At 66.5% G+C, this 11,498-nt stretch carries 9 protein-coding genes (1 of these 9 only partly in view); 5 read left to right on the top strand and 4 right to left on the bottom strand.

All coding sequences use genetic code 11. The features are described from left to right. Together aroH and Pla123a_RS19460 are read left to right on the top strand one after the other, a co-directional pair. Positions 1–8, top strand: partial view of a chorismate mutase gene (gene aroH / locus Pla123a_RS19465; RefSeq protein ID WP_391542821.1) — the final stretch only. Its footprint begins 418 nt before the window's first position; the window shows 8 of its 426 coding nt (coding positions 419–426); its start codon lies off the left edge, out of view; its stop codon occupies positions 6–8. Between the two features lie 75 nt (positions 9–83). Further along, positions 84–845 carry a glycerophosphodiester phosphodiesterase gene (locus Pla123a_RS19460; protein ID WP_231956557.1) on the top strand — a complete coding sequence of 254 codons (762 nt, stop codon included), beginning with the start codon at positions 84–86 and terminating at the stop codon, positions 843–845. Between the two features lie 21 nt (positions 846–866). Here Pla123a_RS19460 and Pla123a_RS19455 read toward each other — a convergent pair whose 3' ends face one another. The 3 genes from Pla123a_RS19455 to Pla123a_RS19440 form a co-directional block, all read right to left on the bottom strand. Beyond that, complete coding sequence (locus Pla123a_RS19455; protein ID WP_231956563.1) at positions 867–1,667, bottom strand: TonB-dependent receptor domain-containing protein; 801 nt, start codon at positions 1,665–1,667, stop codon at positions 867–869. A 42-nt stretch (positions 1,668–1,709) separates the two neighbouring features. Further along, on the bottom strand, positions 1,710–2,918 hold the full coding sequence (locus tag Pla123a_RS19445) for a TonB-dependent receptor plug domain-containing protein (RefSeq protein WP_197528121.1): 1,209 nt from the start codon (positions 2,916–2,918) through the stop codon (positions 1,710–1,712). 173 nt (positions 2,919–3,091) lie between these two features. Beyond that, positions 3,092–4,816: an NADPH-dependent assimilatory sulfite reductase hemoprotein subunit gene (locus Pla123a_RS19440; protein ID WP_146590072.1), complete on the bottom strand. Its 1,725-nt coding sequence runs from the start codon at positions 4,814–4,816 to the stop codon at positions 3,092–3,094. A 247-nt stretch (positions 4,817–5,063) separates the two neighbouring features. Between Pla123a_RS19440 and Pla123a_RS19435 the strand changes: the two genes are divergently transcribed. Together Pla123a_RS19435 and folD are read left to right on the top strand one after the other, a co-directional pair. Further along, positions 5,064–5,552, top strand: coding sequence for a phosphatidylglycerophosphatase A family protein (locus tag Pla123a_RS19435; RefSeq protein WP_146590070.1), 489 nt, complete (start codon positions 5,064–5,066; stop codon positions 5,550–5,552). Positions 5,553–6,064: 512 nt separating this feature from the next. Next, positions 6,065–6,919 carry a bifunctional methylenetetrahydrofolate dehydrogenase/methenyltetrahydrofolate cyclohydrolase FolD gene (folD, locus tag Pla123a_RS19430; RefSeq protein WP_146590069.1) on the top strand — a complete coding sequence of 285 codons (855 nt, stop codon included), beginning with the start codon at positions 6,065–6,067 and terminating at the stop codon, positions 6,917–6,919. A 131-nt stretch (positions 6,920–7,050) separates the two neighbouring features. Here folD and ilvE read toward each other — a convergent pair whose 3' ends face one another. Further along, a complete protein-coding gene (ilvE, locus tag Pla123a_RS19425; RefSeq protein ID WP_146590066.1) occupies positions 7,051–7,908 on the bottom strand; it encodes a branched-chain-amino-acid transaminase in 858 nt (285 codons plus the stop codon). A 439-nt stretch (positions 7,909–8,347) separates the two neighbouring features. Here ilvE and Pla123a_RS19420 point away from each other — a divergent pair, with 439 nt between their 5' ends. Continuing rightward, positions 8,348–11,440, top strand: a complete 3,093-nt coding sequence (locus Pla123a_RS19420) for an organic solvent tolerance protein OstA (RefSeq protein ID WP_146590064.1) — start codon at positions 8,348–8,350, stop codon at positions 11,438–11,440. Positions 11,441–11,498: the final 58 nt, after the last annotated feature.

The raw sequence follows: 11,498 nt of genomic DNA, 5'->3' as shown, positions 1-11,498 counted from the left end.
ACAAGTGAGTGGGGTGGAACGTGATGACACGCAGCCGCTTAAGTCTTTTTCCGATCCTGTTAGCGTTAGCCGGGGTAGGCGTGATGACTTCTCTGTCGGGCGCACAGATCATTGTCGGCCACCGCGGCGCCTCGCACGACGCGCCGGAGAACACCCTGGCCTCGTTCGAGCTCGCCTGGCGGCAGGGCGCCGACGGGATCGAGGGCGACTTCCACCTCACCAAAGACCGCCGGCTGATCTGTGTCCACGACTACGACATGAAACGTGTGTCCGGGGACCCACGGAAGGTAGTCGACCTGACGTTCGACGAGATCCGCTCGCTGGACGTCGGGAAGTGGAAGGCGCCGGAGTTCGCCGGCGAGCACCCCCCCACACTAGAAGAGATGCTGGCGACCGTGCCGGCAGGGGGCAGAGCCGTCGTCGAGCTGAAAACCGGGCCCGAGATCGTCGACCCGTTCTTGTCTGAGCTCGGCGACGCCGGGTTTGCCCACGACAAGTTGGTCGTGATCGCGTTCAACGAGGCGACCATTGCCGCTTGTAAACGCCGGCTGCCCGAAGTGAAGTGCCACTGGCTGACCGGCATCAAGAAGAAACAAGGGGCTTGGACCCCCACGGTCGGCGAGGTGGGCGAGTCGGTCCGCCGAGCGTCGGTCGACGGCGTCGGCTTCCAGGGGGTCCCCGAGGTGCTCGACGCCGGCTTCCTCCAGGAGGCTGGCATTCGCGAGTTCCATGTGTGGACCATCGACGACGCGGCGGACGCGCGGTACTTCCGCGAGCTCGGCGCGCTCGGCATCACGACCAACCGGCCCGCGTGGCTGCGGGAGCAGCTGGAAAAGACTCCTTAGAACCGCCCCGCGTCACAGCGGTCAGTAGCCACAGCTCAGCACGCCGAACACGCCGCGCTGCACGTCGGTCGTCGAATTGACGCGTGACGGTTCAACAAACTCGGTGTGGCTTGGTTGCAGCAGGTTCTGGCCGACAAGCGCGGCCTCCATGCCGTTGCGGAGTCGCCAACCGAGTCGGACATCCATCTCCACGTAGGAGCCCACCCTGGCCAGCGAATCGACATAACGAATCGTCGTGTCGAGGGTTACGCACTCGGTGAGGTCGGTCGAGGAAACGAGGTTCGCCATGCTTCCCGGGTAGGTCCCTGAGACATTCAGCAGATCAAAAGCGTTGACGCCACGCTCATCGAAAACCTCTCGGTAGAACGAGTACGAGGCCCTGAATCGCTGCCGGTCTGAGGCTTCGTAGGTCCCCCAGATCTCGGCTCCGTAGGTATCTGCGGCTGCGTAGTTGGCGAACACCCCATTCACAAACGGCGGTGTAACGCCGGTCGGCACGGTCTTGATCAGGTCTTCGTAGCGGGTAAAGTACGCGGCAAAATCCCAGTAAAACCGCTCGGTCGGCTGCCGGCGCATTCCTAGTTCGTAGGTGATTGCCTGCTCCTCAGTCGTCGCTCGAGAACCGTTGACACGCAGGAATTGGCCGCCCCCAAGTGGCGCTATGAACCGGATGTCTCGGTTCGTTACCGACGGCGTACGCACCGATCGCGAGACCGACGCCCACAAGCTGGTCCGCTCGTCTGGAGTCATCGCCAGCTTGGCGGCCGGCTGGTACAGGAAGCCGACGAAGCCGTTGTGTTCGAACTTGCAGCCAAGGGTCAGGAACAGCAGGTCGTCGCTCAGCGTGACCGTGTCCTGAACAAATTAGCTGACGCTGTCAAAGACGTCCTTGTCGGGCTCAAAGTCGAGCGCCTGGCCGGGGCCCGACGCGTTGAACGTCTCGTAGTTCCGGTACCCGATACCGCACACCCATTCGTGAGCACCAAGCACCTTGTGAAGCTTGGCGTCGAGGTCGGTGGAATTCTGCCACACGACGTCGGCCAGCAGCGAGCCCGGCCCGTAGTCTACCTTTAGCCGGTCGTAGTACGCCTGCACCGACCAGTCGGTGTCGTCGTCGATCTGACGGTTCCACCGCCAGAGGATGTTGCCGAGCGAGTTCTCGTTGCCGGGGGCGCCGACACCCTGAGTGACGTCCGCCAGGTCGCCCTGCAGAGTGATTGTGTCGTCGCAGTTGGGCCGCCAATCGAGACGGAAGCCGACCTGCGTGCCACGCCGGGCGTCCGCCGGGTCGCCTAGCGGCACAAGGCCCGAATCCTCGTCGATCTGAGCGCCGTACACGCGGTAATTCGCATTCTTTCCGATCTGTCCGCCGACACGCGCGTGGCTGAACGAACGGTGCTCGTTGCCGCCGCCTCCCTCGGCGAACACGCCTGTGGTGTCGCGGGAGTCCTTCGTAACGACGTTGATGACGCCGTTCACCGCGTTGGCGCCCCACACGGCGCCGCCGGAGCCGCGGATCACCTCGATCCGCTCGATGTCCTGCAGCGGGATCAGTTGAAGCTCCCAAAACACCCCGCTAAAGAACTGATTGTAGATCGGCCGCCCATCAATCTGCACGAGCAGCTTGTCGGCGAAAGAGCCGTTGAACCCGCGGATGCTGATCGCCCAAGCGTTTGCGTTGATCCGCGCGACGTGCAACCCGGGTACCGTGCGCAGCGCCTCCATCACATTGCGTGCGCCGGACCGATGGATCATTTCCTGGGTGAGGACGTAGACCGCCGAAGGGGTCTGGCGGACCGACGTGTCCGTGCGCGACACGGTGCTCACGACCGTGTCGAGCCCCACCTCGCCCAGCGCCGTGACCTTCACGTCCGCTCGGGCCAGCTGGTCAAGGTCCAGGTTGAGCAGGTCTTCGCCGCCGGCGAGTGGGTCGTCGTCGGACGGGCTCGGCTCGATGCCCTCGACGTCTTCGGGTTGCTGCAGGGCGGGCTCGGCCGCAGACGCGACCGAGAACGCGGCTAGCGTTCCTATCAGCGTAATGGCTGCGCACCGCCTCGTGATCTGCCCAGTCATCCGGCCTACCCCTCCATGGAAACTCACGCCGCGCATCGGTGCGCGGGTTCAGTTGCCATGAATCGTCGCCGCAGACCTCCCAGGCCTCGCAGACTTACACAATGTGCGGTGGGTACGCAGCGCGTGTGGTTCTTACGCAGCGGACTTGGGGCAGCAGGCCGCGGGCAGCCGGCTCAGGCGTCGCAGGCGGCGAGCAGGTCGTCCTTGCCGATCCGGTCGCAGTAGTCGCCGAACGACTCGCCGTCGTTGCGTCCCTGCTTGTAGTGCTCGAGGACCGGCTTCAGGGTCGACACGACGTCCTCCTCGGGGACCAGGTCCTTGTAGATCCAGTTCAGGCGGTCGCCCTCGACGCGGCCGCCCAGGAACAGCGTGTACTTGCCCTTGGTTTTGCCGACGAGTCCGATGTCCGAGTTGTACGGCCGCGCACAGCCGTTCGGGCAGCCGGTCATGCGGGTCGTGAACCGGGCATCGGACAGGCCAAGCGTGTCGAGCTCGCTCTCGAGGTCGTCCATCATGCTGGGAAGCACCCGTTCGCTCTCGGTAACCGCCAGGCCGCACAGCGGCAGGGCCGGGCACGCCATCGACCAGCGGCGGACGGTGGTAAACTCGTCGGTGAGCGGCACGCCGTGCGACTTGAGGATCGACTCCAGCCGCTCTTTGTCCTCCGGCTTGATGTCGCAGAAGATGACGCCTTGGTGCGGCGTCATCCGCATCGGCGGGGCGAGCGTGGTGCAGATCTCACGCAGGGCCGACTTCAGGCGGTAGTCGCCCTCGTCCTTGATGCGGCCGTTCTCGATGTTCAGGCCGTAGAACCACAGGCCGTCGCCCTGCTCGCGCCAGCCCATGCCGTCGTCGTGGCCGTTGACGACCATCGGGCGGGAGTCTTCGATCGCATCGCCCAGGTACTCCTCGACCTTCTGCTTGAACTTGTCCATGCCCCAGTCGTGGATCAGGTACTTCATGCGGGCCCGCTTGCGGTCGCTGCGGTTGCCGTAGTCGCGCTGGACCTTCATCACCGCCTTGACGACGTCCACGACCTTGTCGGCCGGCACGTAGCCCAACGGCGTGGCGACGCGGGCAAAGGTTTTGGCGGCTGAGGGCGTGACGCCGAAGCCGCCACCGACGACAAAGTTGTAGCCGACCACCGTGTCGCCCTCGCTGGTTTGCTCAACGATGCCGAGCATGCCGATGTCCTGCGAGTAGACGTCGGCCGAGTTGTCGCCCGGCAGCGCGACGCCCATCTTGAACTTGCGGGGCAGGTAGGTCGCGCCGTAGAGCGGCTCGTCGTCCTTCGGGGCCCCGCCGGCGGCCAGCGTCTTCTCGCCGTTCTCATCGGTCAGCCACAGCTCGTGGTAGGCCGTGGTGCGGGGCATGGTCTCGTCGGCAACCTTGTCGGCCATCGCCTGCAGCTGGTCGTAGACCGGGTTGTTTTTGTAGGGCGCCGGCGAGCACATCACGTTGCGGCGGACGTCGCCGCAGGCGGCGATGGTGGTCAGGCCGACCTCGTTGATCCGCCGGATCACCTTCTTCAGGTTCCCCTTCAGCACGCCGTGCAGCTGCAAGCCCTGACGGGTCGTCACCCGCAGGGTGCTGTTGCCGACCTCGTCGCACAGGTCGAGCTGCGCGAGCAGCTGCGGGCTGCTGATCAGGCCGCCCGGCATCGCGATGCGGATCATGTAGCTGTAGTACTTGCCGCCGGCGATCTTCTTCTCTTTGGCTTCCTTGCGGCGGTCGCGGTCGTCCTGCTCGTAGGAGCCGTGGAACTTGATCAGCTGGATCGTGTCCTTCCCCAGGTTGGGGTTCCCATCCACCAGCTCTTCGGCGATGTTGCCACGCAGGTAGTTGCTCTCGGACTTGATGCCTTCAACGGCGGACAGCTTTTCTTCGGCTTCGCTCATTTGGGTATTCGTGACTGACCTGAGACAGGTTTAGCTGGAAGGGCGACTTGTCCCACAGCGCCGGGCGCAACGCGGGGCCGCGGGCGACGAGCAGCAACGGCCGCGGGTCGCCTGCGCCCGTGCGAACGGGCGCCCGTAGGGCGTGAGGCTGGGAAAGATAGAACGAAATGATACTCTGCTAGGGCTGGACCGGCTATATCGGCTCGCCCGGCCCCTTCTTAGGACTAACGACAGCTGGATTTGGTTCATGTCGGAACAGCACCCCAAGCAACGCTTCTCGCTCTCGGTGCTGCTCGCCACGGGCCTGGGGGTGGGATTGATCGCCCCGGCCCCGGGCACCTTCGGGGCTCTGTGGGGGATCCCTTGGGCCTGGGCGGTGCTCGCCTGCCCCGAGCCGTGGGGCGCGTGGGCGTCGGTCTGGATTGGGATTGCAGTGGGAGTCCCCCTCTGTGCGGCCGCCGCGCGGCACATGCCCCAGCCCAAGGACCCCGGCGAGGTGGTCTGGGACGAGATCGCCACGGTGCCGCTGGTGTTCCTGCCGGTCGGCGAGCTCGGCCCTTGGTGGTGGCTGGCGGTCGGGTTCGGCCTGCACCGCTTGTTCGACATCAGCAAGCCGTGGCCCTGCAACCGGTTGGAGAAGCTCCCCGGCGGCCTCGGCATCATGGCCGACGACGTCGCGGCCGGCCTGTACGGGGCGGCCGCGATGGCCCTCGTCCGCTGGTTGGCCGGCTACTAGCCTGACCGGGTTTTGTCCGGCTGGTGTTTTGTCCGAAATATCGAGCGGAGGGGACAAAACCCCATCCGCGGCAATCTCCATCACGCGTTTGACTCTTGTTTAGCAGGGATTTCTGAGTTTCCCGCCGCCGGCTCAGGTTGGGTTTTGTCCGCCAAGCACTGGCACTGCTCCCCCACAGAGCAGCTCTCCACCGGTTCAGCCCACGGCGCCAGCCGTGGGACCGCGCGCCGGCGCAGCACAAAGGCCAGTCCCATGGCCGGTCCCATGGCTGGCGCCATGGGCAAGTCCGAGCGGTCGTGGCCCTGAGTGGGAACGTTTTGCCCCCTCTATTAGAACCGCCCCGCTGGCTCATTTCTCGCGGAAAAATCGGCGGGCTGGCAAACCTACTCGACGCTTCGCCAATGCCCGCACGGAATCCCTGACTACCGGTCGGCTGGGCCCCTCTCCGCCCCCGGTCAGCTGGGCTAAAATCGGGGCTTCACTCGACACGCGCGGAGACCTCAGGAACGAGCATGGCCCAGGTTATTAGTGGCAAGGAAATCGCCAAGCAGCTCAAGAGCGAGCTGGCCGAGCAGGTAGCAGTGTTCATCCAGAACAACGCCAGCGTGCCCCGTCTGGCCGCCGTGCTGGTCGGCGAAGACCCGGCGAGCGACGTCTACGTCCGCAACAAGCGGAAGGCGTGCGAGGCGGTCGGCATGGAGAGCGACCTCCACCGCCTGCCCGCCGAGACCACCCAGGACGAGCTGCTGACGCTGGTCGCCAAGCTCAACAAAGACGACGCCGTCCACGGCATCCTGATCCAGCTGCCGCTGCCGCCGCAGATCGACTCCGACCGCGTCCTCCGGGCGGTGAACCCGGCCAAGGATGTCGACGCGTTCCACCCGGAGAACGTCGGCCTGTTGGTGCAGGGCCAGCCGCGGTTCCTGCCGTGCACGCCGCACGGCGTGCTGCAGATGCTGAAGCGGTCGGGCATCGAGACCGAGGGCCAGCACGCCGTGGTCCTGGGCCGCAGCCACATCGTCGGCCGCCCGCTGTCGATCATGCTCAGCCAGCCGCCGTACAACGCCACGGTGACGCTCTGCCACAGCCGCACCAAGGACCTGGCGGAAGTCACCAAGCAGGCCGACATCCTGATCGCGGCGATCGGCAAGCCGAAGTTCGTCACCGCCGACATGGTAAAGCCAGGCGCCGCGGTGATTGACGTCGGCACCAACCGCACCGACGAGGGCCTGGTCGGCGACGCCGACTACGCCGCCGTCAGCGAGGTGGCGGGCGCCATCAGCCCTGTGCCGGGCGGCGTCGGGCCGATGACCATCACGATGCTGCTGTTCAACACGCTGGAAGCGGCCAGAGGGCTAGAGACTTAGCCGCACCTATAGGGGTGCCGGGGGCGCTCCGCGACAGCGGAAGCCCCCGAGAGGTACCAGCCGTGGTCTGATGGCAGTCGGGGGCTTCCCTAGCGGGAGCGCCCCCGGCACCCATTCTGGTATTCGATCCGCTACGACCGCGCGTACTCGGCGAACAGCTGCTTCAGCTTCTTGCTGATCGGGCCGGGCTTGCCGGTTCCGATGACCCGTGTGTCGACCTTCACGACCGGGATCACCTCGGCGGCGCTGCCGGTCAGGAAGCACTCATCGGCCACGTAAACGTCGTGCTTGGTGAGGCTCGTCTCGTGGGCCGTGACGCCGTGCTCCTTGGCGAGGTTGATCACCACGTTGCGGGTCACGCCCGCCAGGATGCCGGCGTCGAGCGGCGGGGTGTACAGCTCGCCCCCCTTCACCAGGAAGATGTTGTCGCCGGTGCACTCGGCGACCTCGCCCTTGTGGTTGAGCATCAGGGCCTCGATGCAGCCGGCGCTGAGGCCCTCGATCTTGGCGAGTATATTATTGAGATAGTTGAGCGACTTGATCCGCGGGCTGAGCGCGGCTGGGTGGTTGCGGATCACGCTCGAGGTGATGATCTCCAGACCGTTCTCGTAGTACTCCTGGGGGTACAGCGTGATGCTGTCGGCGATGATGATCACCTGCGGCACGCTGCACTGATTGGGGTCGAGGCCCAGGGCGCCGCTGCCGCGGGTCACGACCAGGCGGACGTAGCCGTCGGTGATCTTGTTCGCCTTGACCGTCTGGTTGACCGCGTCGGACATCTCGTCCGGCGACATCGGCAGCTCGAGGCAGATCGCCTTGGCCGACTCGTACAGGCGGTCGATGTGCTCGGCCAGGTGGAACACCTTGCCGCCGTAGCTCCGCAGGCCCTCGAAGACGCCGTCGCCGTACAGGAGTCCGTGGTCGAAGACGCTGATCTTGGCGTCCTCCTTTGCGAAGAAGGACCCGTTGATGTAAACCTGTCGCGACATGGCATCAAAGCGTTGAGAGTTCAAGAGTTACGCACCCCGCCTGCGGGCGCGTTGGGATCAGGCATTCTAGCGACCGCCGCCCGCTTGCGTGAGGACCACCCGGAGAGGAGCCCGAAGGCCACTCGCAAGTTTGCGAGGGCGGGGGCCGTTTGCCGCCCGCCGAGTGGCGTGACGCTAGCACACGGCTGGGAGAATCGCGGCCGCGATTCTCCCAACCCGAAGCGTCGTCGGGACTTGCGTCGATCGCGGCCGCCCCGAACGCGCCTTGACCCCCTCGTCGGGCGGCCCCTATACTCCGCCGCCATTTTATCGGCCGGCGTGCGCGCAAAATGCGCGACCGCGGGACCGACCGTTTTGCGGCGTTTGAGGCTCTATCATCTTCCTGTCCGCCCCAACCAAGCGACGCATTTTAAGCAGGCCAGGCCGTGCTGCGCGGTCGGTGTGCGCGCTATTTGCGTTCACCTGCCTGATGGCGGCGCAGGCGTGGGGCGACGTGCAGATGCCGACGCCCGACCCGTCGGCCGCGATCGAGATCGACGCCGGCGGCGCGACCCAGTGGGTCGAGGGCGCGTACAACGTGCGGCTGCTGTCGCGGGGCGTGAAGATTACCCAGGGCGCCACGACCATCGAGGCCGACCAGGCGGTCGTGTTCACCGATATCGCGCCCCGGCTGGGCGACCCGCGGCGGGTGATCGTCTACGCCGAGGGGACCGCCGAGTCGCCGGTCGTGGAGAAGCTACGCAAACCGGGCGCGGAGCCCGCCGACGCGCCGGTCGCCCGGCAGCAGTCGCCCAACTGGTACGCAACGCTGGTGACCGAGGTGTCGGTCGAGTGGCGGTCGCCACCGCCGTCGCCCCGCGGCGAGGCGTTGCCCGAGATCGCGTCGCGAGCGCTCACACGCCTGCGGAAAGTCGACAGCGAGGTGCAGGTCGCCCAATTTGCTGCGCCCGGGTTCGCGACCCCGCTGGCCCCTCCGCCCGGACCCGAGCTGCCGACGCAGCCCGGCTTCCGGCAGGTCGAAATCTTCCGCCGGAGCGCGGTGGGCAGCAACATCCTGATCGAGCCCGACCAGATGACCGGCGAGACGGTCTACCTGATCTCCGAGGGCATCAACATCGTCGTGAAGGGGATCAACGCGGCGGGCCTGCCCGACATCCTGGGCGATGTCGAGGGCTTCGACCTCGAGACCGACCGCGCCGTGGTGTGGGCCGGCGGCGCCGCCGGCGGCACCAGCTTCCAGCAGCAGCGCGGCGACCCGCTCGAGATCTACATGGAGGGCAACATCGTCTTCCGCCAGGGCGACCGCACCGTCTACGCCGACCGCATGTACTACGACGTCCGCACCCGCAGCGGCGTGGTCCTGAACGCCGAGCTGCAGACCCCGCTGCCCGATCTCAACGGCAAGTCGATCCGTGGCCTGGTGCGGCTCAAGGCGGGGATGATCCGCCAGCTCGACGCCAACCGCTTCGTCGCGACCGACGCCCTGATCACCAGCAGCCGGCTGGAGGTCCCGAGCTACCACATCGGAGCCGACACCATCACCTTCGAGGACAAGCAGCGGCCGGTCATGAACCCGCTGACCGGCCGGCAGGCCCGCGTCGCCGCGACCGGCGAGGGCGTCTTCGAACACGAACGCACGGCGTCCGCGATCGGCAACAAGGTGTACGTGAACCAGGTGCCGGTGTTCTACTGGCCGACCATCACGACCAACCTCGAGGAGCCGGCCTACTACATCCGCGGGCTGAACGTCGGCAACGACAGCATCTACGGCTTCCAGCTGTCGGTTGACCTCGACCTGTACCAGCTGCTCGGCGCCCGTGCGCCGGACGGCCACGCGTGGGAGCTGAACCTCGACTACCTCGGCGACCGCGGCCTGGGGCACGGCACCAGCTACTCGTACGTCGACGACTCGTTCCTGGGGCACAACGGCCCGGTGGTTGGCCGCGCCGACTTCTGGGCGATCGACGACAGCGGCCTCGACAACCTCGGCTTCCTGCGTCGGGCGCTGGTTCCCGAGGCGGGCTACCGCGGACGCGCCTACTGGAATCACCGCCAGCACGTCACCGACGGGCTGCTGGAGGGCTGGATCGCCCAGGCCGAGGTCGGCTGGATCAGCGACCGCACGTTCCTGGAGCAGTACTACGAGTCGGAGTGGGACGAGAACAAGGACCAGACCACCGGCGCGCGGTTCCGGCGGCTGTCCGGCAACCAGTCGGTCTCGATCGAGGCCAACGCCCAGCTCAACGAATTCTTCACCCAGACACAGTGGCTGCCGCGGCTGGACCACTGGATCATGGGGCAGGAGTTCCTCGGCGACTCGATGACCTGGTACGGCCACACCAGCATCGGCTACGCCGACCTGGACGTCGCGACCGCGCCGGCCGACCCGGCCGCGTCGCTCGGCCTGGCCAACTACACCGCCTTCCCGTGGGAGGCCGACGTCAGCGGCGAGCGGTTCCTGACCCGCCACGAGATCGACCTGCCGATCGACGCCGACCCGTTCAAGATCGTGCCGTACGCCCTCGGCGAGTTCGCCCACTGGGGCGAGGACCTTACCGGGCAGGACGTGCAGCGGACCTACGTGCACACCGGCGTGCGGGCGAGCATCCCGTTCTGGGCCGCCAACCCGAGCATCCGCGACCCGCTGTTCAACCTGCACGGCCTGGCCCACAAGGTAGTGTTCGACGCCGAGCTTTCGTACACCGACGCCAGCGAGAACTTCGACCGCTTCCCGTTGTACGACGAGCTGGAGGACAACTCGCTCGAGGAGCAGCGGCGGCGGTACTTCGACCCGCTGTTCGCCCCCGGCCTGGCCGGCCTGTACTCCGCCGGGACCATCAACCCGCGGGTCGACCCACGGGTGTACGCCATCCGCAGCGGCATCCACGGCTGGGTCGCCTCGCCGTCGGCCGAGCTGGTCGAGGACCAGATGGCGATGCGGGTCGGCATGCGGCACCGGCTGCAGACCAAGCGTGGGCTGCCGGGCCAGGAGCGGATTGTCGACTGGCTGACGTTCGACTCCAACGCCACCTGGTTCCCGGACGACACGCGGGACAACTTCGGCGAGCCGTTCGGCCTCCTGGACTACGACATGCGGTGGCATCTCGGCGACCGGTTCACGATCCTCTCGGACGGCTTCGCGGACACATTCGCCGACGGCCTGCGGACGGTGTCCGGCGGCGTGCAGCTGAACCGGCCGACCATCGGCAATATCTACGTCGGCTACCGCACGGTGCGGGGGCCGTTTAGCGCCGACCTGATCACCGCCACGATCAACTACCGGATGAGCCCGAAGTGGATCGGCTCGGCCTCGACCGTGCTCGACTTCAGCGAGGCGGGCAACATCGGCCAGTCGTTCATGATCAGCCGCCTGGGCGAGGCCCTCATCACCAGCATCGGCGTCAACGTCGACGAGTCGAAGGGCAATGTCGGGTTCAACTTCGCGATCGAGCCCCGCTTCCTGCCGAGCCTGGCCATCACCCGCCGCACCGGCATCGACGTGCCGCCCGCTGGTTATTATGGGCTGGAGTAGGGTGGCCGTTGGGCCGCAAAGCGGCCTCCTCATCCCCCTCCCCTGCAGGGGGAGGGGC

Source organism: Posidoniimonas polymericola (genome assembly GCF_007859935.1).
In the GTDB taxonomy this organism is placed as follows: Bacteria; Planctomycetota; Planctomycetia; order Pirellulales; family Lacipirellulaceae; genus Posidoniimonas; species Posidoniimonas polymericola.
The sequence above is the reverse complement of the archived record's forward strand: the minus strand, read 5'-3'. Positions and strand labels throughout refer to the sequence as shown.

What these genes read in the sequence shown, in the direction of transcription:
- Pla123a_RS19445 (WP_197528121.1), bottom strand. Translation starts at nt 2,918, where the DNA reads ATGACTGGGCAGATCACGAGGCGGTGCGCAGCCATTACGCTGATAGGA.
- Pla123a_RS19460 (WP_231956557.1), top strand. Translation starts at nt 84, where the DNA reads ATGACTTCTCTGTCGGGCGCACAGATCATTGTCGGCCACCGCGGCGCC.
- Pla123a_RS19435 (WP_146590070.1), top strand. Translation starts at nt 5,064, where the DNA reads ATGTCGGAACAGCACCCCAAGCAACGCTTCTCGCTCTCGGTGCTGCTC.
- folD (WP_146590069.1), top strand. Translation starts at nt 6,065, where the DNA reads ATGGCCCAGGTTATTAGTGGCAAGGAAATCGCCAAGCAGCTCAAGAGC.
- Pla123a_RS19440 (WP_146590072.1), bottom strand. Translation starts at nt 4,816, where the DNA reads ATGAGCGAAGCCGAAGAAAAGCTGTCCGCCGTTGAAGGCATCAAGTCC.
- ilvE (WP_146590066.1), bottom strand. Translation starts at nt 7,908, where the DNA reads ATGTCGCGACAGGTTTACATCAACGGGTCCTTCTTCGCAAAGGAGGAC.